General features: G+C 45.0%; 22 protein-coding genes. 7 read left to right on the top strand and 15 right to left on the bottom strand.

The window, feature by feature from the left end; all coding sequences use genetic code 11:
• Window positions 1-84: 84 nt before the first annotated feature.
• Window positions 85-984, top strand: coding sequence for a LysR substrate-binding domain-containing protein (locus ACRRS0_RS05500; protein ID WP_432454202.1), 900 nt, complete (start codon window positions 85-87; stop codon window positions 982-984).
• A gap of 204 nt (window positions 985-1,188) precedes the next feature.
• On the opposite strand, the gene ACRRS0_RS05505 is transcribed toward ACRRS0_RS05500, so the two are convergent.
• Window positions 1,189-1,662 (bottom strand): DUF1203 domain-containing protein, encoded by a 474-nt coding sequence (locus ACRRS0_RS05505; protein ID WP_432454201.1) that lies wholly within the window; start codon window positions 1,660-1,662, stop codon window positions 1,189-1,191.
• 158 nt (window positions 1,663-1,820) lie between these two features.
• Between ACRRS0_RS05505 and ACRRS0_RS05510 the strand changes: the two genes are divergently transcribed.
• Window positions 1,821-2,663 (top strand): methylated-DNA--[protein]-cysteine S-methyltransferase, encoded by an 843-nt coding sequence (locus tag ACRRS0_RS05510; RefSeq protein WP_432454200.1) that lies wholly within the window; start codon window positions 1,821-1,823, stop codon window positions 2,661-2,663.
• Between the two features lie 116 nt (window positions 2,664-2,779).
• Here ACRRS0_RS05510 and ACRRS0_RS05515 read toward each other — a convergent pair whose 3' ends face one another.
• Window positions 2,780-3,259, bottom strand: a complete 480-nt coding sequence (locus tag ACRRS0_RS05515) for a GNAT family N-acetyltransferase (RefSeq protein ID WP_432454199.1) — start codon at window positions 3,257-3,259, stop codon at window positions 2,780-2,782.
• Window positions 3,260-3,605: 346 nt separating this feature from the next.
• Here ACRRS0_RS05515 and ACRRS0_RS05520 point away from each other — a divergent pair, with 346 nt between their 5' ends.
• Window positions 3,606-4,595: a transposase gene (locus tag ACRRS0_RS05520; protein ID WP_432454198.1), complete on the top strand. Its 990-nt coding sequence runs from the start codon at window positions 3,606-3,608 to the stop codon at window positions 4,593-4,595.
• 654 nt (window positions 4,596-5,249) lie between these two features.
• On the opposite strand, the gene ACRRS0_RS05525 is transcribed toward ACRRS0_RS05520, so the two are convergent.
• From ACRRS0_RS05525 to ACRRS0_RS05535, 3 genes are all read right to left on the bottom strand, one after another.
• On the bottom strand, window positions 5,250-6,437 hold the full coding sequence (locus tag ACRRS0_RS05525; RefSeq protein WP_432454197.1) for a methyl-accepting chemotaxis protein: 1,188 nt from the start codon (window positions 6,435-6,437) through the stop codon (window positions 5,250-5,252).
• 296 nt (window positions 6,438-6,733) lie between these two features.
• Window positions 6,734-8,566: a right-handed parallel beta-helix repeat-containing protein gene (locus ACRRS0_RS05530; RefSeq protein WP_432454196.1), complete on the bottom strand. Its 1,833-nt coding sequence runs from the start codon at window positions 8,564-8,566 to the stop codon at window positions 6,734-6,736.
• A 346-nt stretch (window positions 8,567-8,912) separates the two neighbouring features.
• A complete protein-coding gene (locus ACRRS0_RS05535; RefSeq protein ID WP_432454195.1) occupies window positions 8,913-10,331 on the bottom strand; it encodes a PLP-dependent aminotransferase family protein in 1,419 nt (472 codons plus the stop codon).
• 212 nt (window positions 10,332-10,543) lie between these two features.
• Between ACRRS0_RS05535 and ACRRS0_RS05540 the strand changes: the two genes are divergently transcribed.
• Complete coding sequence (locus ACRRS0_RS05540; RefSeq protein WP_432454194.1) at window positions 10,544-10,813, top strand: DUF1127 domain-containing protein; 270 nt, start codon at window positions 10,544-10,546, stop codon at window positions 10,811-10,813.
• A 25-nt stretch (window positions 10,814-10,838) separates the two neighbouring features.
• Here the strand turns inward: ACRRS0_RS05540 and ACRRS0_RS05545 are convergent, their stop codons facing one another.
• The 3 genes from ACRRS0_RS05545 to ACRRS0_RS05555 form a co-directional block, all read right to left on the bottom strand.
• Complete coding sequence (locus tag ACRRS0_RS05545; RefSeq protein ID WP_432454193.1) at window positions 10,839-11,447, bottom strand: glutathione S-transferase family protein; 609 nt, start codon at window positions 11,445-11,447, stop codon at window positions 10,839-10,841.
• Between the two features lie 60 nt (window positions 11,448-11,507).
• A complete protein-coding gene (locus ACRRS0_RS05550) occupies window positions 11,508-12,665 on the bottom strand; it encodes an iron-containing alcohol dehydrogenase (protein ID WP_432454192.1) in 1,158 nt (385 codons plus the stop codon).
• A 107-nt stretch (window positions 12,666-12,772) separates the two neighbouring features.
• Window positions 12,773-13,462 carry a type 1 glutamine amidotransferase domain-containing protein gene (locus ACRRS0_RS05555; protein WP_432454191.1) on the bottom strand — a complete coding sequence of 230 codons (690 nt, stop codon included), beginning with the start codon at window positions 13,460-13,462 and terminating at the stop codon, window positions 12,773-12,775.
• Between the two features lie 167 nt (window positions 13,463-13,629).
• Here ACRRS0_RS05555 and ACRRS0_RS05560 point away from each other — a divergent pair, with 167 nt between their 5' ends.
• Window positions 13,630-14,529 (top strand): LysR family transcriptional regulator, encoded by a 900-nt coding sequence (locus tag ACRRS0_RS05560; RefSeq protein WP_432454190.1) that lies wholly within the window; start codon window positions 13,630-13,632, stop codon window positions 14,527-14,529.
• Window positions 14,530-14,595: 66 nt separating this feature from the next.
• Here the strand turns inward: ACRRS0_RS05560 and ACRRS0_RS05565 are convergent, their stop codons facing one another.
• The 3 genes from ACRRS0_RS05565 to ACRRS0_RS05575 form a co-directional block, all read right to left on the bottom strand.
• Window positions 14,596-14,913: a 4Fe-4S binding protein gene (locus ACRRS0_RS05565; RefSeq protein WP_432454189.1), complete on the bottom strand. Its 318-nt coding sequence runs from the start codon at window positions 14,911-14,913 to the stop codon at window positions 14,596-14,598.
• Window positions 14,914-14,970: 57 nt separating this feature from the next.
• The gene (locus ACRRS0_RS05570; RefSeq protein ID WP_432454188.1) at window positions 14,971-15,738 is read right to left on the bottom strand and encodes a DODA-type extradiol aromatic ring-opening family dioxygenase; all 768 of its coding nucleotides are present in this window, start codon (window positions 15,736-15,738) and stop codon (window positions 14,971-14,973) included.
• A 137-nt stretch (window positions 15,739-15,875) separates the two neighbouring features.
• Window positions 15,876-16,268 carry a DoxX family protein gene (locus ACRRS0_RS05575; protein WP_432454187.1) on the bottom strand — a complete coding sequence of 131 codons (393 nt, stop codon included), beginning with the start codon at window positions 16,266-16,268 and terminating at the stop codon, window positions 15,876-15,878.
• A 139-nt stretch (window positions 16,269-16,407) separates the two neighbouring features.
• Between ACRRS0_RS05575 and ACRRS0_RS05580 the strand changes: the two genes are divergently transcribed.
• The gene (locus ACRRS0_RS05580; protein WP_432454186.1) at window positions 16,408-17,301 is read left to right on the top strand and encodes a LysR family transcriptional regulator; all 894 of its coding nucleotides are present in this window, start codon (window positions 16,408-16,410) and stop codon (window positions 17,299-17,301) included.
• A 139-nt stretch (window positions 17,302-17,440) separates the two neighbouring features.
• On the opposite strand, the gene ACRRS0_RS05585 is transcribed toward ACRRS0_RS05580, so the two are convergent.
• Both ACRRS0_RS05585 and ACRRS0_RS05590 read right to left on the bottom strand, forming a co-directional pair.
• On the bottom strand, window positions 17,441-17,869 hold the full coding sequence (locus tag ACRRS0_RS05585) for a GNAT family N-acetyltransferase (RefSeq protein ID WP_432454185.1): 429 nt from the start codon (window positions 17,867-17,869) through the stop codon (window positions 17,441-17,443).
• A 55-nt stretch (window positions 17,870-17,924) separates the two neighbouring features.
• Window positions 17,925-18,386, bottom strand: a complete 462-nt coding sequence (locus ACRRS0_RS05590; protein WP_432454184.1) for an acyltransferase — start codon at window positions 18,384-18,386, stop codon at window positions 17,925-17,927.
• A gap of 251 nt (window positions 18,387-18,637) precedes the next feature.
• Between ACRRS0_RS05590 and ACRRS0_RS05595 the strand changes: the two genes are divergently transcribed.
• Window positions 18,638-19,438 (top strand): PhzF family phenazine biosynthesis protein, encoded by an 801-nt coding sequence (locus tag ACRRS0_RS05595; protein ID WP_432454183.1) that lies wholly within the window; start codon window positions 18,638-18,640, stop codon window positions 19,436-19,438.
• 25 nt (window positions 19,439-19,463) lie between these two features.
• Here the strand turns inward: ACRRS0_RS05595 and ACRRS0_RS05600 are convergent, their stop codons facing one another.
• Window positions 19,464-21,386, bottom strand: coding sequence for an alkaline phosphatase D family protein (locus ACRRS0_RS05600; protein WP_432454182.1), 1,923 nt, complete (start codon window positions 21,384-21,386; stop codon window positions 19,464-19,466).
• A gap of 144 nt (window positions 21,387-21,530) precedes the next feature.
• Complete coding sequence (locus ACRRS0_RS05605) at window positions 21,531-22,565, bottom strand: DUF2157 domain-containing protein (protein ID WP_432454181.1); 1,035 nt, start codon at window positions 22,563-22,565, stop codon at window positions 21,531-21,533.
• Between the last annotated feature and the right edge of the window lie 157 nt (window positions 22,566-22,722).

Genomic DNA, 22,722 nt, shown 5'->3' on the forward strand with positions numbered 1-22,722 from the left:
GAATGTGTACCAACAATATGAATCGACTTATAATATAAGTCATGCTTATAATACCTGCTGCCGTTAACCCTGGGTTTATCTGTTTTGTTTAAAAATATCAATCTGTTAGTCACATTTGAATGTGCAGCCAGACATAAAAGCTATAGTTTAGCTTCGACTGAGCTGTGTATTTCTCAAGCGGCTGTTAGCCAACAAATGCGACAACTGGAGCAGGCGCTAGGCGGGCGCATGTTTATCCGTAAACGCAGACAGATGGTGTTAAGTCAACAAGGACAGTTATTATTCGAACATACTCAAAAAGCACTCGGGATTATCAATCAAGGTTTAAGCCAAGTTCGCCAAGAAGTTATCGCTGGTGAACTTACGATTAGCTCAACCCAAGCCTTTACCTCGCTGTGGCTTATGCCACGATTGCAGTGTTTTTCTGAGCAGTATCCAGATATACAAATTCGCGTTGTGTCTTCTCCTCATTTTGAAGACTTGAAACAAGCACATATTGACTTGGCTATACGTTTTGGCAGTAAAGTCGCTGAATATACGCCAGATAGTCTTGCGTGTGATTATTTGGGTCAAACAGATGTATATCCAATATGTTCTGCACAATTAGCGAAAAAACTGCCGTTAAACTCTCCTATCGATCTGCTTTCTACTTGGCTTGTCACTTTGGAAAGCCCAGGCGCTTATGATTGGAAAAGCTGGTTTAATCACATCGGTATTACGGAGTATGAACAGCATAAGCAATGGACGAAGGTAACAAGCACCGATATGGCGTTAAACGCGGTTGTAAATGGTCATGGTGTTACGCTAGCAGTGCCTTATTTATGCCAGCGTCAGCTTGATTCTGGCGAGCTAGTGATTCCTTTTAAACTTGCTCATCCTTACCCAGTGAAGCGCTATATGGTCTATGACCCGCACTCTTCCAAATTAGCTCGTTTAAAAGTATTTATGGCGTGGTTAGCAACCGAGATGCCAACCAGCAATTAAACGAGTTGGGGGCTTAATAGCCACCCAGGTACCCTCAATTTATGAGGCTTTGGCTTTTTTATTGTCATACATCTATAAGCCATCAAACTTCAAAAATTACCAAGCTCCCATCAAAAAGCTTTTTTAAGATGGGGCTTAAATCTAGGTTCCATATATAGATGGTATCGATGACTTATTTTTGTCGTCAGGTTGCTCTTGGGCCTGTCAATCTCGTTCAATTTTAAGGGCGTAGCATCCATATGCCGCAAATCTTAGCAGCACAAACTCGACAACAGGATTGGATAAAAAATTATCCAGCACGAGCTGAGCGTTACTTGGGCTAACCAGTTCGGCATCTACAATTTCTTCGCCGCGATTGTAGGCTCTTAGTACAAAGTTTTGCCCCAAGTAGTCGGTATCTTTGCCGCTTGGCAATGGGAGTTGAGTCAGATCTGGTTGTTCATCGCTTGCTTGAGCACGAATAAAAATTGGCCCATATTCTTTGTAGGGACCGGGAGCGCCGAACGGACAATAACTAGCAAGAATAATTTTTTCCCCAGCACGGGCCCTGCGTAAAATATCGCGACATGGCTCACCGCCTTCAGCAATTTTAAATACGACCGCTTGGTTTTGATCGTCGAGCCCTGCATTTCGTGCTTTCAATAAAAAGTCGGGACGTATTGGTGTAATAAGCGCCATAAATTATTCCTTGTAATCAATGTATTGATGAACAGCTTACGAGGAAAAATTAAGTTATACGCTCCGATTCTTGCGCACTTGAAAGCGCAAGAATCGGATGGCTGCGAAATAGACCATGGGATATGATGAGGGCAAACAGCTCCCTTGGATATAGAATCATGGCCGATACAGATGCACGTATAGTGCAGGTTGCTCAGAGAATCGAAACCGATGCCGACGAAGCGCTTAATCTTGAAGAATTGGCTAGGCAAGCAGCGATTAGTCCTTGCTACTTACAACGTAAGTTCAAGGCCATGTTTGGCGTGTCGCCCAAGATTTTTCAGAATGCCATCCGCATCAATCGATTAAAGCAATCACTTAAAAAAGGGGGCGGTATCAGCGATGCGATATTTGAAGCGGGTTTTGGTTCAACCAGCCGAGTCTATGAGCAAGTCAACCGAAAGCTAGGTATGACACCTTCTGCTTATCGTGACGGGGGCAAAAACCTCACCATCTCATTTGCCTTAAGGACCACCGTCTTCGGTCAGTTAATGATGGCCGCCACCGAGCGAGGCGTATGCTTTGTGCACTTAGCCGACGACGCAACGCATCTTCTACAAACACTGCACCGTGAGTTTCCCAATGCGCAGCTGGTAGCAAGCCCTGAAGATATGTCTCATGAGTTGGACTTGTGGATTGAAGCCCTGGAGAGTCACCTTGCCGGCAAAGGACCAAAGCCCGACTTACCGCTACACCTGCGCGGTACCGCATTTCAAATAAGCGTCTGGAAATTTTTAATGAGTGTCGAAGACGGACAACAGGTATCGTATAAACAAGTCGCGGAAGGTATCAATGCACCAAAATCGTTTCGTGCGGTGGCTAACGCCTGTGGTGCTAACAATATTGCAATATTGATCCCCTGTCACCGAGTACTACGCGGAGATGGTCAGCTCGGAGGCTATCGTTGGGGGGGACAGCGCAAAGCAAAACTACTCTCTATGGAAGCTGATCGTAAAAGATGATTTTATTTAAGTGATTGCTTTTAAATATAAAATTGTTGATTATTCTAGCCGCTCAGACAGTGACCCCTTTTATTTCTGATCCGCATTTAGGGGGCTAGCTCCCTTTGGCAACCCAATTATGGCTTGATGATTTTACGCATGTTGTGACTAACCATTTGATAACCGATGCTATTGTATAAATATTGGGCACCAGTGTTTTGATTAAAAACATGCAGCCCTATGCTCGTGACTCCCTGCTCTGCGACGACTTTTTCAATTAAATGAAGTGCAGATTTTGCGTAACCTTTTCTACGATAATTTTCATATATACCAACGTCATATATAAAAGCAGATTTGCTACTCGCTTGATCTTCAACTTTAACCCAAATATAGCCAGCATGATCACCACTTGTGTTTTCTATCACATCAAATAAGTAATTATTTTTGCTCTTTAATCCCTCGGGTAAAAGATTAAAACACTCGTTTTTAGACCTCTCTAATGCTCCTGATTTATCCCAACGGCCAGATTGAACATTTTCATTTGCATAAGCAGGGATCATTATATTTTGATACTTCGAGAATGACTCATCATTCATCGGTTTTAATGAAATTTTCATACGATTGTAAACTCTTGATTGGGGCACACTAGGCCAAGTTATGGGGCTACGTTGAGCGTTAGCGGAAAATTCGCCTGAATGAGTAAGGATAAATGCGCTGAAAGCCCACTATAGGGGCTGACTATCCAGTAACTATCTGATGATTAAACGCTAAGGTCTAGTGAAAGGCAAGGGCATGAGCGTGAGGAAATTTCTGAAAGAAGCCAGACACCTTTTTACTTAAAGAGAGGGTGAGCTGAACAAAAAATAAAAAAAATAACAAAAAAATAACAAGACAGCCATCCCAACTAGCCAAATGATGATAATAATCTAAAATATCAATAGTTGGTTTTAGGGAGTTATTGCCATGCCTCGGTCCAGACAGTCGCAAGTGAGCTTATTGGATACACCTTATTATCACTGTGTTTCCCGCTGTGTTCGGCGGGCTTTTTTGTGCGGTAAAGACCAACACACAGGTAAAAGCTATGAGCACCGCCGCCAGTGGGTGGAAGATTATTTGCTGCAACTTACTGCGGTTTTTGCCATTGATGTCTGTGCCTATGCTGTCATGAGTAATCATACCCATATGGTATTGCACATTGATAAGGCTAAAGCCGAAGCCTGGTCCATGGATGAAGTGTTAGAACGCTGGCATATTCTGCATCAGGGCACCTTACTGACTCAAATGTATCTCAATTCTGAGTTACGTCCAAAGTTAAGTGAGGTGCAATTACAGGCCATTCACGCCACAGCTGAAGTCTATCGGACTCGCCTTTTTGATTTAAGCTGGTTTATGCGCCATTTGAATGAATACATTGCTCGAGCTGCCAATAAAGAAGACCAATGTACCGGTCGTTTTTGGGAGGGGCGTTTTAAATCTCAAGCGCTTTTAGATGAAGCAGCCCTCGCAGCTTGTATGGCCTATGTGGATTTAAACCCGGTTCGCTCAAATATAGCGAGCACGCCTGAAACCTCAGACCACACCAGTATCAAACAGCGCATTCAGCAAGCCAAACAAGGTCAGCAACCCAAGCCGCTAATGCCTTTTGTCGGTAACCCCAGAGAAACCATGCCTAAAGGTTTACCCTTTGAGCTACAAGACTACCTGCAACTGGTGGAGCTCACCGGCCGCGTTATCAGAGAAGATAAACGTGGGTATATCGATGATGCACAAGCGCCCATTTTACAGCGCTTACAAATCGATGAAGAAAGCTGGTTAGCCTTGAGCACGGGTTTAGAGCATCACTTCGCCAGTGTGGTGGGAGCGGGTCACTCGCTAGAGCGCTACAAGCGTGAGCACAATCAACTTCGCATCAAAGGCATGGCAGCGGTTAAACGCTGGCTTGATGCTGGGTAAGTAATTTATTTATAGTCTGATTTTTTGTCGACTGAGTAGGTATTTAGCATATCTCGAATCACTATGTCTTTCGCCCTCGTGAATCGCTTCGCATTGACTAAAGCCCCAATATTTAGCGTTTTCAAGAACAAGTTGGCTCTTCAAAATTGATTTGAGTTGATGACATCGACGGATGCTCATTGGATAGTTAGAATGGCTGTCTAATTAGTTATTTTTCGCCCTCATGAATCGCTTCGCATTGACTAAAGCTTTGATTAACGCCCCAGTATGTAAGGTTTTTAAGAACAAGTTAGCTCTTCAAAGTTGATTTGAGTTGATGACATCGACAGATGCTCATTGGATAGTTAGTATGGCTGTCTAATTAGTTTATTGGATAGTTAGAATGGCTGTCTAATTAGTTTAGATTTGAGTTGATGACATCGACAGATGCTCATTGGATAGTTAGTATGGCTGTCTAATTAGTTTATTGGATAGTTAGAATGGCTGTCTAATTAGTTTAGTCTAATTAGTTTAAAACTCGATACACCAGCCAAGGGGAAGTCGCATCAAGTTAACCAGTTTTGGTCGGATACAACTAAACGATTTTAGCCTCACTAAAATATTGACGCTGATACTCAAGCTGCCTTAATTCTGTGAATTACAAAGCAACTACCCTCATGTGGTTTTTTGAACATTAAGACTGAAACGAGCCAAACGCGTTCTTAATTGTAGAGACTCATCTCGTTGGCTTGTGCTCTGGTTCGCTAATTTTAGTACTGCGTTGCCAATCTCGGCTAATGAGTTGTTGATCATCACAACGTTTGTATTGATTTCTTCGGTGACGGTTGTCTGTTGCTCTGCTGCGGTGGCAATCTGCGTGACCATGTCACTAGCCTCAACCACATCAGAAAAAATAGATTTTATTTCAGTCGCTTGATTATTAATAGCGTTAACGGCTTGTTCTACATTACTGGCAATAATATGCATCGCATCTAGCGAGTGTTTAGCCTTCGAGTTTAGGCTTTGGATGGTATTTTGAATTTGATGCGTCGATTGTTGAGTGCGGCTAGCTAGGTTTCGTACTTCATCTGCGACCACAGAAAAACCTCTTCCATGGGCTCCTGCTCTTGCCGCTTCGATGGCCGCATTGAGGGCTAACAAGTTAGTCTGTTCGGAAATATCTTCAATCATCTTAGTCATCTCATTAATCTGAATCACACCGCTGTTAAGTTCATCAACATGTTGACTGGATGAATGAATATGCGTCGCGTCCGCTTTGGTTCCTTCGGCCATTTTTTGCATAATAAGGCTACCGTTTTGAGCGCTGGCACTTACGTTTTGAGTTTTATTGGCGGCCACTTCGGCATTTGATGCGATTTGCACAATGGTCGCCGACATTTGAGTCATCGCTGAGCCGAGTAGCTCCATTTGTTCTTGTTGTGATTGAATTTGCGCACTACAACTATTTCCTAGTGTGTGAAATGTTTGTCCATCGTGATCTGCTTGATCTAGTAAAGCCATTGAGTCACACAAAATTTGTCCAATCGTTTCTCTGAGCAAGGCTACGCTTTGGGTGATTTTAGCGAATTCTCCCTTTTCGAAAGGTTCACTCTTTACAGAAAAGTTGCCGAGATTCATTTCTTCTAGCTGTTGACGGACTTGTCTGATCTGGGCGACCAAGCTTAGATAAAATCGAATAAAGGCCAGAATAATGGCAATCGAACAAAGTCCAAGAGTGACGATTAAATAGTTATTTTGAATGTTTGTAGAATAATGCACGAAGTTTGTAATGAAGAGGGCTGACAAGGATACGAACATCAGAAATAACAGGCGCAGCTTGATGGAAAAAATAGTATTCCGCATAAAAATTCAACCAGTAATGGATCGCAATCTATGATCTCATATTCCAAATGCGGTTTACCAAAGCATCTAAGGGAAGTGATTTTTCACCGATGAAACATCGGCCTGAAGGCGCGTTGATGTTGACTAACTATCGAGTCAAACAGGTCATATCGAACGATAATAAAGCTCGAGCATTTTTGTTTACTGGGATAAGTTCATTTATTGGGGGTGTTGGTCGTAAGGGAAGGATTGAATAGGGGCTAGCCGAGTGGCTTTGTCCGGCAGATGCGGCCTATTCGCCACATCTACCGAGATGTTTATTGCTTCTCAAAAGCACCTAAATCTGGGGCATGGCCTAAGCTGGGTAAACCTACGTCAACGCCAGCATCGATTAAGTCGCTGTCTGATTTCAGTTTAAATAAATCGTTATCGGCTAAGCTACCATCGATATTTCTTTCCATGGTGGCTAAAGAAAGATCCAGGCTGAGAAAATCTGCCGCGCTGAGCGATACACCGCCATTCCATGAATTCGCCAGCTGGTCGGCATTGCTAATATTCTCACTGCTAGATAAGGATATATTGTTGCGGAAGATGTGAGTCTCGCCATCGTTGAGGGAATTACTAAAGCCAAAATTAATGCCGTTATCATAGGCGGTGTTGTTGAGCAGCGTGATCCCGCCAGCATTGTTGTTTTGGTCAAAACCTTTCAGCGGATTCCCAAAAGCGACTGAGTTGCTGATCCGATTATTGGCCGCCTTAAAATTTCCGCCTAATTTAAATCCATTACCGTTGCCGGAGAAGCCGCCATAGCCCCATACGTCAACGCCATTACGAAAAGCCCAGCTATTTTCGATAATCACCACTTCATCACTGTCGTAGGTATCAAAGCCATCGTCGGAATTTTCCCAAGCACGACAACCAATAAACTTATTGCCCGGCCCTTGGGTTTGCTTAGGGCCAAAGCCATCGGCCATACTGCCATCCTTTTTAGGATCGTAATTACGATAAGCATCGGAGTTAATCACCGTGGTATAGGCTCCCCCTTTATTAATTTCTAAACCAGTATTGCGATTGTGGTGGAAAGCGCAGTTTTCAAAAGTATTATGTTTGCCCTTTACATAAACCCCTTGATAGCCAGCACGAGTCACTTCAATGCCTTTGAAATACCAATAATCACCATTTAAAGCAAAGCCATAGGAGTTTTGTACCCATTGCTGTTCGGGGAAAGAAAAATCGATGATGGCTCGCCCGCAATTGGCGGCCACCACACTGATTGGTGCGCCAGCCTGTCCCGATTTGGCGAGAGTGATGGTATTGGCAACGCCGCTGGTATAAGGAATGTTGTAGCTGCCAGCTTGCAATAGGAGCATTTCGCCTGCACCGACTAAGTTCAGTGCACTGTTAAAATCTAAGGCTGAGTTGAAGCTGTCGCCATTGGCCCAGCTGGTTCCTGTGGGGGATACGTAGTAAATATGATTGGCGGTAACGCCGCTGGTTTCCCCTGCACAGCTGGCTGCCCCGCTAGCCGTCGCTTGCGCGGTATTCGAGTTATATTGGCTGCCCGCTAAACCATATTTGATCCAATAGTAATAGGTGGTTCCCGCGCTGGTATCCTGATCGACATAAGTCTGTGCGCTATTGCTAAGACTAGCGATCCGCACTCGGCCACTGGGATCGGCATCTGTATCGCGATATAGTTGGATACTTGATACCTCTCCAGCCTTCGACCAATTTAAATCAATGGTTGCGTTGTTGGCTCTGGCATTTAAGCACAGGTATTCGCCACAGACTGTATTGTAAGTGGTGGCACTGGCTACGGCTGAATTATACTGCTGACCATTGGCGGTGAATTTGAGCCAGTAATAATAAGGGCTGGCGAGTTGTATGGTGTTATCGCTATAGCTGGTGGTTGTAGTATTTAGGGTGGCTATGCGCGTTCGGCCACTGGGGTCGGCGTCGGTATCGCGATAAAGCTGAAGATTGCTTACGGTTCCTTCAATGGTCCAATTAAGAGCGATTGCTCCGGCACTGGGGCTGGCCGCTAAACAAACACTGGCACCGCCGCCACTGCCACAATTTGCCGCGAGTACTGCAATACTTGAAGAGCCGCAGCCAAATAATAATAAGCTGATGAATACGGTACGTAACATGTTTAAATCCCTCTATTTATACCTAGTCCGTTGATAAGGATTACAGTTGGCCTCTGTTGTTTGATCGTTAGCTGCTATCTATGGCGTATATACGAGTTATCGCTTCGGCTAATAACAATCAAATAACAGGATGCTTAAATTAATCGAGAGCTTACGGATTACAGCTATTTCGCAGGCTCTTGCTATTTGTAATATCTTAGCATTAGAAAATTAGCTCGGGCATGAAATGCTACTGATTATTTGAATCATGTGGAGTCGAGCAACTTTTGCCTCTTGGTGCTGGTGACCGCAATTGATAAAGTTGTGCCAATTTTGATTGGTGAGGGAGCACAGACCCTGCGCAAGTTTAGGCTTGCTGCAACATCAATTGAACTTGCTTACCAATAGTTTCGATGGCTCGCTCTATTCGCTGGTTGGGAAGGTTGGCATAATTGAGGCGTAAACAGTGCTGATACTTATTGGCTGCCGAAAACAAGTTTCCCGGAGCGATACCAATGCGTAATGGTTTTAAGCGTTCATTCAGTTGTTCGGCATTGATTTGTTCTGGTAGTTCGACCCACAAGAAGAACCCGCCTTGCGGACGACTGATTTTGGTTCCTTTGGGGAAGTAGCGCTTGAGCCACTGTAGCATCAGGTCTCGATTGCTTTGGTACTGTTGTTTGGCCAGGCGGAGGTGTTTTTCGTAATACCCTTGTTCAATAAAATCGGCCACTGCCAATAACGGTAGGCTATTGGCGCCTAAGGAACTTACAAATTTTAAGTGGGTGAGCATTTTACCGAAACGTCCGGGGGCAACCCAGCCCACTCGTAAACCGGGGGCGATGGTTTTTGAGAACGAAGAACAAAACAGCACGCGCTCGTTACTATCGTAAGATTTAAGGCTGCGTGGCCGAGGGTGTTGATACACCGTATCCCCGAGGATGTCATCTTCAATAATGGCGAAGTCATACTTTTCTGCCAAACGAAGGAGTTTGAGTTTATTTTTTTCGGGCATCTGATAACCCAGCGGGTTATTTGAGCTAGGGATCAGCTGTAGTACCTTAATTGGCCATTGCTCTAGCGCAAGCTCGAGAGCGGGCAGACTAATTCCCGTTTCGGGGTGGGTCGGAATTTCTAAAACTTTGAGCTGATTTGACTGAATGGCCTGCATCGAACCGTAGAAGTTAGGAGAGTCTATTGCAACAATGTCACCGGGTTGGGTGAGAGCTTTTAGGCTTAAGGACAAGGCTTCTTGGCAGCCAGCGGTAATTTGAATGTTATCGGGATGGATATGGCAGCCTGAGTTTTGCATTAAGCGTGCGATCTGTACCCGAAGCTTATACAGGCCATTTCCTTTGTCACAGCTAAATATTTGTTTGCTGTTGTTTTTAATTTGCTCGGTCATCAAGCGCTTTAAGGGCTTTAGGGTTGTCGCAGTGGTATCCGGTGAGCCTCGACCAAGCGCCAGAAAGTGGTCGTTACTTTCGGTCATGGTGAGATCTAATACCTGCTGCCAGTTATCAATTAGCACTGGGCGCTGTTCGGGTTGACTCAGCGAAGGTAAGGGTTGCTCTTGTTGGCGCGGACTAACGTAGTAACCGGACTTATATTTGCTATGCACAAAACCAGCGTCTTCTAACAGGCGGTAAGCCTCTTGAACGGTTGAAATACTCACGCCGCGTCGTTGACTCATTTCGCGGATTGACGGCAGCTTTTGCCCAATCGGGTAATAGTCTTGCATGATCTGTATTTGTAGTTCGTGGGCAAATTGTTGATATAAGGTCATCCTACCTCCTCCTCTGCAGGGCTCAGTAATAACATGTCTAAGTACAGATTAGCAAAATAAGTAGAAGAGCATGACAGATAGATGGATGAAAAGCATTACAGATGGCCATTTTGTGGTTCTGTCATGTAAAGATAAAAATTATCTGAATCTGTCATGCTTGGTGACTGAATTTTATACTGAAAGGGTCATCATCAAAGTACAGGAGAGATGCAATGAGACCCATATTTCAAGCTCGTTTATTGGCTCACCGTTTACAGCAAACACTCGCTGCTTATCAAATGCTCGCACGTAGCCGTCGGGCCTTGGCAAAGTTGAGTGATGATCAGTTGGCTGACATTGGGGTAAGCCGAGTGCAGGCCCAACGGGAGGCTTACCGTTTTTTTTGGCAGCGGACAAAGTCTCGCCCGAAAGTAAATTTACAGCGTTCTGCGCCAGTGGCTACAAGCCATAAATCGGCCTCATTGGGCCTCTCAGGCTCTTAAGCTTGTTGGGCCGCGCTCCAGTCAATTATCCTTGTTTTGCTGCTTTTAAATAAGCGGGGCGTAGCTGAACTTTGGCAAGGTAAGCTTGGGTATGGCTTCGCTCTTGCAGTAAGCCTTGGCTGTCGGCAATTTCTAATACAATTGTCATCATAATGTCGGCAGCACTGAACTGCTGGCCTGCAAAGTAGGGCTGCTGGCTTAAATGTTGTTCAATATAAGTAAAATCAACGGCGAGTTCTTTGCCAATGTAAGAGTCTAAAGGCTGACTTGCATCGCGTTGTTCTAAACCTAACAGCAGGTGAGTGATCACCGGTAAGGCGAGTGAGCCTTCTGCAAAATGCAGCCATTCCACGTAACTGTAATAGTTTGGGTTGTCTTTTGCGGGGCGAAGCGCTTGTTGCTCGCTTTTGTCTAACAGATATTCCATGACTGCTCCCGATTCACATAGAGTTCGCTGCTCATCAACAATAATCGGCGCTTTTCCCAGAGGATGGATTTTTTTCAAACTTGGTGGCGCTAAATTACTCACCGGATCGCGTTGATGAACGACGACTTGATAAGGCATGGTGAGTTCTTCGAGTAACCACAAAACGCGCTTGGAACGAGACTTTTGTAGATGGTGCACAGTAATCATGAGTTTTCCTTGGAGATGTTGAATGGCGCTTCAAGATGTAATGAAGCGCCGCTGTTTGGCTTATAGCGCCGCTTGGTAGATTTGACGGCTAAGATCTAGGTTGATTTGTTGGTCTTCGCCGAGTGCTAGCATTTGGTGTTGTTCAAGCTTGGCTAATAATAATTCGACATCTTGGTCGCCCAAGTCTATTTCCGATAAACGGGTTGGCACCAGCATCGCTTTAAAAAATGCTTCGGTGGCGGCAATTGCTTGCTCGATCCGTTGCGGTTCATCGCCTTCGGTGATGCCCCAGATCCGCTCGGCATATTGTAATAACTTGGCGGCTTTGGTCTCTCTACGGATTTTCATTACTGCGGGGAGAGTGATCGATAAACTGCGGGCGTGATCCACACCAAACGCGGCCGTGAGTTCGTGGCCAAGCATATGACTCGCCCAATCCTGTGGTACCCCGGCACCAATTAATCCGTTTAAAGCCATGCTGGCGGCCCACATAATATTGGCGCGAACCTCAATGTTATCTTTGGTTTCGGCGGCTAGGGCTTTTGGCCCTTCTTCGATGAGGGTGAGTAAGATCCCTTCGGCGAAGCGGTCTTGAATTTTGCCATTCACAGGATAGGTGAGGTATTGCTCCATCACATGAACAAAGGCATCTACTACGCCGTTACTAACTTGGCGCGGCGATAAACTCAACGTGACACTGGGATCGAGGATAGCAAATTGCGGCCGTACAGCTGCCGCCATGAATGGCAATTTGTTCCCATCACGGGTCACGACCGCACCTGCATTGGTTTCAGATCCGGTGGCTGGCAAAGTGAGCACTGCACCTAAAGGGAGGGCGCTGTCTACCGGATGGCGTTTAGCAATGATGTTCCAAGGATCATCACCTTGATAAAGCGCCGCTGCGGCGATGAATTTACTGCCATCGATGACCGATCCACCGCCAACGGCGAGAATGTAGTCAAGCTGTTCTGTTTTGATTAATTCAACGGCTTTGATCAAGGTCTTGTACTGCGGATTTGGCTCGATCCCAGAAAACTCAACCCAGTGATGGCCTGCCAAGGCTTCGGTGACTTGCTGATAGACGCCATTATTTTTAATCGAGCCGCCGCCATAGGTGAGTAATACCCGCGCATCGGCAGGTAGCTGTTGTTGTATATTGGCGATTTGACCTTCACCAAAATGAATTTGGGTGGTGTTTTGAAAAGAAAAATTTAACATCTTAATTCCTTCATAGTTTGTTTTTTCGGCTCAAGGCTGTTGAGTGATGCCGCTTTGTCAATGAAACAAAGCAGCATTCTTCAGCACAGTATCAACAGGTCTTAAACTTAAGCGAGTTGTTGTAAGAGTTTCTCGGCGGTCATCTCAGATGAGGCTGGGTTTTGACCGGTAATCATTAAGCCATCTTGTACAGCATAGGGATTCCAGTCGGCGATACTTTGGTAGTCTGCACCGCGGGTTTTGAGTTCATCTTCTAGTAAAAACGGAACTACCTCGCTTAACTGCACTGCATCTTCTTCACTATTGCTAAAGCCAGTAACGCTTTTACCTTTGACTAATAAATCACCATTGCTTTGCTTCACGTTGAGCAGTGCAGCAGTGGCGTGACAAACGGCAGCCACAGGCTTGTGTTGTTGGATAAAGCTTTCCAATAAGCCAATTGATTGGGGGTTATCGCTTAAGTCCCAAAGTGGGCCATGACCGCCAGGATAGAAGACTGCATCGTAGTCACTGGCATTCACATCAGCAAGTTTTAGTGTATTGGCAAGATGTTTCTGAGCTGTTTCATCTTGGTCGAAGCGACGAGTGGCGTCGGTTTGAAAATCGGCTAGTTCACTGTTTGGATCGATTGGTGGTTGGCCGCCCTTAGGAGATGCAAGGCTAATCGTTGCGCCAGAATCTAAGAATACGTAATAAGGGGCTGCAAACTCTTCTACCCAAAAACCAGTTTTGTGGCCGGTGTTGCCTAGTTCATCGTGTGAGGTTAGAACCATTAAGATTTTTTTTGCGTTGCTCATATCGCGATACCTTATTGAATTTATTTGTTTAGGGCGTGGGCATCACGCCAATGACCAGCAGTGTAGTCCTCTATAAACAATGCGACAATGCAGATTAAATAGACATTATTGGTTTAATTATTGATACAATTGTAGCCAGATAGCTAATTAACTAGGGGACTGGTCCCATGAGTATGTCTTTTGAGCAGTTAAAAAGTATGGTGGTATTTGCTCAAGTGGTTGAACAAGGCAGTTTTAGTGCTGCGGCCAAACACATCGGGATTACCCGTGCAGTAGTGAGCTATCACGTTAAAAAACTTGAGTCTAACTTAGGTGTGAGTTTGCTTAATCGCTCCACTCGCAGTTTGCATCTGACTGAGGCGGGAGAACAGTATTATCAGCGCTGCCATAATATTGCCGAGCAAGCTAAGGCTGCCAACATGCAAATGGAAAATATCAAACAGGAACCGGAAGGTTCGTTGAAAATTTCTTGTCCGGTGAATGTTGGCTTACGGATTATTGTGCCTGCGCTTAATTTGTTTCGAAGCTTGTACCCCAAAATCAATATCGATTTAGTGTTGAGTGATGAAGTGGTAAATGTCATTCAAGAGGGGTTTGATTTAGCGATCCGTGGCGCTGTATTGGAAGATTCAGGCTTGCAAGCCAGCAAACTGATTACGCTGAATACTTGTTTATGTGCCTCGCCACAGTATTTAAATCAGTATGGTCGTCCTCGTTTGCCTGCGGACTTAGATGCTCATCAATGGGTGATTTATACCACGGGTTCGAATACTTTAAACCTGCGTAAAGGGCACCGCTCTTTTAGTATTCGCACCAAAGGCGGGATTAGCACCAATAACGCAGCAGCTCGTACAGCCTTCATTGAAGGGGGCCATGGCCTAGGCCGAGTACCGTTATATGATGCTCAACCTCGGATAAAACTGGGTTTGTTAGAAGTGCTTATGGAAGATTATCAGCTGGATGACATTGATGTGTACGGGGTTTATCCCAAGGGGGCCACAAGGTCTAAAAAGTTGCGTTTACTCATCGATTATTTAAAGCCTTATTTGGCCAAACAGGCTCGTTAGTCAAGTCAGTGGCATCAAGCAAGGCCATCGTGAGTCATGGCTTGTTGTATGGGCAGCGGGGCTTCGTTATCTCGCCCCTTCGCGCCTGTTAAGCGTAATTGCCTTTTCTGGGCATGCCGCAACACATAAGCCACAACCTTCACAGGCCTCAATGTTGGGCATTAAAGCTTGCTGCCAGCCATGTGCCAAGCCTTTAAGTTTTCCTAGTAAGGAAAGCTTGCTGCGTTCCGCTGCGGGTAATACATCGATGAAGAATACATTTTTTGGGCAAACGACTGCGCATTCACCTTTTCCCTCGCACTTGTTGCGATTAATCACCGGCACAATAACACCAGGCTCTTGTTTGCAAACTCTAGTCTGAGAATGTTGTTGATGACTCATCATCTGTACCTTTGTTTGTGGTGTTGTAAACGAAAACTATGTGGCATGAAAGATCTGCTGTTAACGCCATAAAAAGCCAGAAATACGTTTGCCGAATAAGAGTCCTGAATAGATTTTTTCGGCGGACTCGGTGCGTTTCATCGCAGCTCCAAAGCAGATATGCATTGGTAATAAGTGATCTTCTCTACGATGGCAATCTCGCGCCGATGGCGCAAGCTCCCAATTTAGTAATCTATTTATGGTTTCTTCGATTGGTGTTGCTACGAGTGTCTCGGTGAGCCAATCATCAAACGCCGCGCTATGTTCGAAGCTTCCGTTACGTTCGTGGAACGACATCCCCGATCCAATGATCAATATGCCTTGCTCCCGTAAGGAGGCGATTGCTTGCCCTAAAGCGATATGTTTAGCAGGGTCTAAGGAATGTAATAAAGATAACTGTACAACTGGAATGTTGGCCTCAGGATACATCAGCATTAAGGGCACGAAAGTACCGTGATCATAACCTCGATGTTGATCCAAATTGCAGTGGATATCGTGAGTCCGTAATAAATCGGCTACGTTTTGAGCGAGGCTTGGCTCTCCCGGCGCAGGATATTGGTATTTATAACATGCCGCTGGAAAGCCACCGTAGTCATAGATCATTTGTGGCTGAAGAGCAGATGAAATGGCCGCAATATGACTCTCCCAATGAGCGCTAATCATTAAAATTGCTTTGGGTGTCGGCAGTTGTTTATGCACGCTTTTTAAAAAAGCAGTGAGATCTTGATGGCCGGGTTCATCTAAAAGTGGCATGGGGCCACCACCGTGCGGTAAATATAAAATCGGCATCAATTCCTTGTGCCCAATATGCTGATGAGTCGCGAGCATGAAAATACCTATATAGACCAGTTGTTATTTAACTTACTGTGATAGCTTGATATAGAAAGACCACCCAAATTGGTGGTCTCTTATTGAACGTTTCGATCTTATGAGGAAAGCTCAGCACTTGGTGTTGTTTTTTTAGCAAACAGCAGACTGTCTTTTTTACGAGCAAAGAAAATGATGATCGAAAAGACCAATAGCAAGGCAGCAGCGGGCAGTCCTTGAGGATCGTACTGAAAGTGGTAGTAGATCGCTCCAAGCATGATCAGAGCTAGGCCTACGGCCGCGAGTGAACTGAGTTTTTTGATGAAAATGCCAATCGCACCAGCAATTTCACATAAGCCAATGAAGTAGCCAAAAAAAACTGGGAGGCCGAGAGTGGCAAATGATTTATGCAGCATTTCAACGCCCATTAATTTACCAATGCCGCCAGCAAGAAAAGCCAAAGCCGTGAGAGCAAGGATGACCCAAAGGCCATACTGTTTAAATTTATTCATAGGTCACCTATTGAAGTTGTTGAGTTAATTTTCGTCAGTATAGGCTTAAGCTAATTAATTAAAATTGATTGTATTTCATCAAGAGTATAACTTTAGGTTATGATTTTGGGCGGCGGCTACAATAAAGGAAGATGACAGCATGACATTAGAGCAATTAAGAATGCTACAAGCCGTGATACAAGAGGGCTCATTACAGGCAGCCAGTCATCGACTGTTTAAAACGCAACCGGCGATAAGTAAAGGTTTACAGCAGTTGGAAAGCGCTTTAGGCATTAGTCTACTTGATCGCTCTGGATATAAATTGAAGTTGACTCAGCAAGGAGAGCAGATCTATCAAAAGGCATTGATGTTGCTTGAGCAGAGTGAACAACTCAATGAAATGGCGAAACATTATAAAACAGGTTATGAACCTAAGGTGGTGATTGCGGTGGATGCCATGTTTGATTTGGCAACCCTGGTGCCCATCTTTGAACAAATTCAAAATGAGTTTCCGCAAACCCAAATTATATTGAAGCAGGAATTTGTTACGGGTGGAATTGACTCGGTGGTTCAGCGAAATGCTCAGCTTGCTATTTCTGCTTCAGAAGCTGATTTTCTCAATAGTTTTAAATTGGTAACTCAGCATATTCATACCCAAAGTATCGTTAATGTTGCTGCGCCAAAGATGCTTTCTAGGTATCCGCATCTAACCGAGTCTTCTCAATTAAAAGACGAATATCAAATTATTGTTCAGGACTCCGGCAGTTTGACCAAGGATGTTGAGTTAGATGTACAGCAAGGCCAGCGAAAATGGTATGTGAATGATTTTCATAGTAAGCGCACCTTGTGTTTAAGCGGTATTGGTTGGGGGCGTTTACCATATTTAATGGTAAAAGAAGATATTCAAATGAAAAGATTAACTCCGATTGAACTGAGTGATACCCCGGTGGAAATTGAAGTTAAAAGTTACGTGATGAAGCTTAAAAGCCAAGTATTGGGCCCCGTCGCAAATCGCTTATGGGACCTAATTAGTCGCTTGGAACATCGATCATGAGCGTTAAGCTTTAAGGTATTTGAATTCTGATTGATGACATGTTCTAGCTCTTTCTAGGGCTGCGCTGGAGAAAACTATTATTGGTTTACTTAGGTATTAGCCCATGGGGGAAAGCTATGATTAGTTGTTCATGGTCGTGTTATTGATAAACCTTAGGTTGCCATATTTGCATTAAGCTTTCTGGGTTTTCAATGGCTGTAAATCCGTATTGAGCATACAACTCGTGTGCATCTCTGGTCGCTAATAACATACGCCTTAAGCCTTGTAATTCAGGATGAGAAATAATCTTTTCAAGCAGCCATTTACTCAAGCCTTGTCCGCGGTGCGATTCAACGATGAATACATCGGCTAAGTAGGCAAAAGTGGCCCTATCCGTAATTAGGCGTGCAAAGCCAACTTGTTTTCCAACTGTTTCGAATACCCCAAAACAGAGTGAATTCAAAATCGCTTTTTTGAGGGTTTCTCTAGGGATCCCATTTGCCCAATAGCTTTGAGATATAAAGTGATAAATAAACTCAAAATCTAAGTCATTTGGATCGGTACTGATCTGAAAACCTTGCACTGACATTTTCTCCTGAAGTATCAAGTACTATCGATGTAAGTTGTTTATTGGCTTGCGCGGATTAGCAGCGCCGTAATAATCGAGCGGGATTACCAGCATAAATACCCGGTTTGGTAATATCTTTGGTGACGACGCTACCGGCACCAATCACCGTTTGGTCACAAATAGTTACAGCTAAAATGGTTGCATTCGAGCCAATCGAGACTTGGTCCCCAATTCGGGTTCTGCCCCAAGAATCAGGGTCTGCGTTTGGCTTACCATCTTTAAATAAATCGTTGGCAAACATGACGCCGTGTCCGATAAAACAATCTGCGCCAAGGGTGACAAATTCGCAAATAAAGCTATGAGACTGAATTTTAGTTCGAGGGCCAATCGAGGTGTTGTTTTGTATTTCGACAAAAGGGCCGATAAATACATCATTCGCGAGTGAACAACCATACACATTGGAAGGCTCAATAATGGTAACGTTCTCGCCGCATTCGACATCTACAATTTGTGCTTTTAAGAGCCGAGGATTTGCCATCTTGCCTCCAAAATATAAGACCGAACAATCGGCGAGCAATTGTCTCGAGCTGCTACTTTGCCTGATTTTGCAGTTTACCTTTGTAAGCTAGAGTTTATGAGGCTTGGCTAAATGAATCAATGCTAATGCGACTTAGTACCCATAGAGGCTGAACTGATGACATATTGGGCACTCATTTTTAGCTTGCTATTCTTTACTAGATGGGTTGTATTTATCGACTTTGGTGTTGGTTTTAGGTGCAGGGCGGTTGAATGGAATTACAGATATATCAGGTGGATTCTTTTACACAAGAACTATTTAAAGGGAATCCTGCTGGGGTATGTATCACTGATAAACCCTTGGATGAATCATTAATGTTTTCGATTGCTACGGAGATGGCTATATCGGAAACAGCTTTTCTATCGCTCAATGATATGAATTTGCGTTGGTTCACGCCCAAAGTTGAAGTGAAACTGTGTGGTCATGGTACCCTTGCTGTGGCGCATATTCTGCAGCAGAGCGGTGTCGCGGAGATAGGCCAACAGCTCGCCTTTTCCACTTTATCTGGAACTTTGTTGGCCAACATTCAGCCTCAACATATTGCCATGGACTTCCCAGAGCCTGTGCTCGAAATGTCCCCGACCGTTGAAACTCAGTTTCTTGAGTACTTAGGGATTAGGGGGGAGCAAATCTTGGGGATGGCAAGCTTTGATGACAAGCTGTTAATCGAAATTGAGAGCGAGCAACAGCTTTTAGCGCTACAGCCCAATTTTGAGGCCTTAAAACAGTTGGTGGGACGTGGCGTATTGGTTACTTGCCATGCTTCTCGCGATGATTTGGATTGTATTTCTCGTTACTTTGCGCCTTGGGTTGGAGTGAATGAGGATCCGGTGACAGGCTCTGCACATTGTGCCTTAGCGGCCTATTGGGGCGATAAATTGTCTCGTACTTATCTCAAGGCTTACCAAGCTTCAGAGCGGGGCGGTTTTGTTCAACTTGAACGGCTTGGTAAGCGCCGGGTTAGTTTGATTGGTAATGCCGTGACCAGCTTAACCGCAACTCTTAAATTGTAATGATTGAATGAGATACAAGCCGTTATTACTCCCAGTGAGCGGCTTGTTCTTCTAACTCAAAGGCGATGGAACGGCCTTTGTCCACTAGCTGTGTCACTGTGCTTGGCGAGCCATCGGCATTCAAGCTCACTAAACCAATACCCGAAGCATTTAGTAAACGCTCACCTCGTGCGGCTTGTTCTGGTCGATGAGGGATAATCTTCATTCGCCGACGTTTAGTGAACCAGTTAAGTGGTGAACCAGGCGAATAGAGCCAGCGATTGGCTCTGTCTAGCCAATCGAGTAAACGGCTGGGGAATTGATTTTTAATACCGCTACTGGTGATCTGCCAAATATCTGGGCCAGCGTTTTGTCCTCGTAGTTCAATGCGATAGGCAAAGGAGTAATGTACATCTCCTGATAGGATCACAAAATGACGGGGAGTGTTGGGGTGTCGAAATAAGTTTAATAGCGCGTTTGCCGAACCGGGGTGCGCCATCCAGTTTTCGGCATCAACTAACAACGGTTTGCCTAACCAAGTAAATAGTCGTTGAATCGCTTCAATTAGTTTCACCCCAAAAATGGGGGCAGGTGATACCATGATGACCGCATCGAGGCCGAGTAACTGCTGCTGTAGATCGGTTAATGCTTGCCAATCCATGAGTCCCGAAGGGGCGCTTAGCTTGCGCTCGGAACGCCAGCGGTGGGTGCGAGTATCAAGCACAATTAAGGGCGGCTGAGTCTTCCACTGGTAATGCCAGTCAGCAAAGCTGAGCAGCTGATCAATTAAGCTTAAATGGGCTTCGCTGCCGGGTTGCTGTAAGGCTGCTTGTAAGTCGTTAAGCATATTTGCAGAAAACTGTTGAGGATTGTTTCCCCAGGCCTGACAAAGTAAATAGCCACACAAGGCATTGCCGATAATTCGTTTGGAAAAAGCATGTGAATAGGCACTTTGCTCCCATGCGGCGGATAGGTTCCAATCGTCGGTTATATCGTGATCGTCAAACATCATAGCACTAGGTAAGTGAGCCAGTATACGCTGTACCTGAGTGAGGTCAGCAGCGAAGCGAGTGATCACTTCTCGTTGTTGCTGATAGTGCGCGAGTTGCTCGGGTTTGAGTGCTTCCGGGGGCGTTAAATCAATATTTTTCCATACACTGGGCGACCACACTAACAGATACATGGCTAATACTTCAGCCAGTGAAATCAAGTGATTTTGCGCGCTGTCAGAGGTGAATATGGGCTTTTTCACGCCGCCAAATAGAGCTTTAGCGACTCCACCTTGTTGTTGCTCTACAGGAAGTAACTGTTGTCGAGCCATATAATGGGCTTGTTGCCGATGTAATTGTTGGCTGTTTTGAATTTGCGCGGCAGTAAAGCTTTCCTCGGCGATGGCCAGCTGTTCGATTAGTTGGTGGATCGCGACCAACATGGGGGTGGCCACGTCGTCTGCGTAAATTTGATCTCCGCTCATCATGAGCAAGCTAGGCCATTGCGCGTGAGGGTGTTCAGCTAGGTAACGGTCGGCCATGACTAAGCCGTCGGCGCTCGCAAAATGAGGCTTGCGGCATGAACCATGGAACAAACGATTGATCTGCTGCGGGACCTTAAACCCTGGGAGTTTACGTGGTGGATATACGAGATCCGGTGCCCAATCTTGCCAACTTAAAGCTTGTGTTTGTTGCGCTAAATACAGCTTTAAATCGTAGCCAATCCAGGTCTCCAGTGGCAGGGTACGAGGCAGTTTAATGTCGAGTAAGTGGTAGTAGAGCTTCTCACCAGCAACGATACTACATAGGCTGTCGGCCAGCTGCGTTTGGGTGAGCTCAATCGCCGATTGCTGCTCAGGATAGAGCTTGAGGCTGATCGATACCGCTTGTGAAGTGGCAAACCAAATGGTCACCTGCTTGCGTTCAATACGGCGGAGTATAGGACCTGCTAAAACCAATGCTAATTCATTATCATCCATGAGAAAAGTATACTAACGATGCTGTAAATGGCCACTATTCCCCCAAAAAACATCGTATTTTGGTCATGAAATCAAACAGTAATCGCTACTATTCTCGCTAGCTTTGTTGTTGAAGATGGATTTTAAAGTCAAAGCTTGCTCATATTAGTGTTGTTTGTTCTCGAGTAATTGCTGTAGCGCTAGTGGTAAGTAACTGCGTAAGCGTTGGCTTAGATTGTGTTGTTTTTTTTGCCAAAGGATCCCCAAATAAACAAGTGCTAAACCAAGCAAACTTAAGGATATGGGGAATAACCAGCTATCTTTGAAAACGCTATAAGACAAGTGGTACAAGTAATAACAGCAGCCGAGTGAGCCAAAAATCACAAATACGCGACGCACCAAGATCACTCCACATAGCATTAAGCCGAGATTGATGAGGCAGTAAACCAATTTGGTTAACTCACTATCCGATTGTTGCATGCTTAAACCACCCCAAAAGCTTAATACGCCGAATAGATAGAGCCAAAAAGCATAGTCGGCAGAATGTCGGCTGCGAATGTCGACCCAGAAGGCAATCAAACACATCATTAAACCAAAGTACATCGACACCAAGGCTCTGAATTGGTAGTCAGGACGTTCACCAGTCAGCATCACGGCAACATCCATGCTTAGATACCAGAGGGTCACCGAAATCGGAAATAGCATGAAGGGAAAGCGATATATCCAGCTGAGTAGCAGGCCCACCGCTAAAGTGGCCAACTCCATATACAGCCATTGCCATTGCACATAACGATGGTAATCTTGATAGTGACTTTTTGAAGGCCACCACCCCATGGCTTGTTGTAAACCATAGACTGCTAGTGGGGTGAGGCAAATCACCAAGCTGGCCGTTAGCCCCGCGGGGATGAGATGACCCTGTTTTTTAAAATGTTGGCAAAGAAATATAGCCAGCACCGCATAGCTTAAACTGATGCCCACCAAGCCCCATCCGCCAAAACTTTCCCAGCCTAGATTCATAAACACGGTCATCGCGCCAATCGCGATTAGTCCACCAAAGTAATACAGCAAATGTGTGAGATTAAAGCGCGGACGACTATTTTCTTGTTGCTGTAAAAATTGAAATAGGGCTTCGGCTTGTTGAAGGCTAATAATGTTGGCTTTTGCTGCTTGGCGTAAGTTCTGCAGGGTAATATGAGGCATTGAGTCGATCCGTGATGGCGATTGGTCTGCTTGTAGTTTGCCAAGATTTCGCTTAGAAATCTCATGTTTGAGCTAACTTTGCGAAAGCTAATTGTGGATGCTTGTTTACCCTTGAGCGTGGTTCAATTTAAGGGCGCGAGCTTTGAACTACACTTGA

Origin of the sequence: Agarivorans sp. QJM3NY_29 (assembly GCF_050870835.2) — a bacterium.
Classification (GTDB): domain Bacteria; phylum Pseudomonadota; class Gammaproteobacteria; order Enterobacterales; family Celerinatantimonadaceae; genus Agarivorans.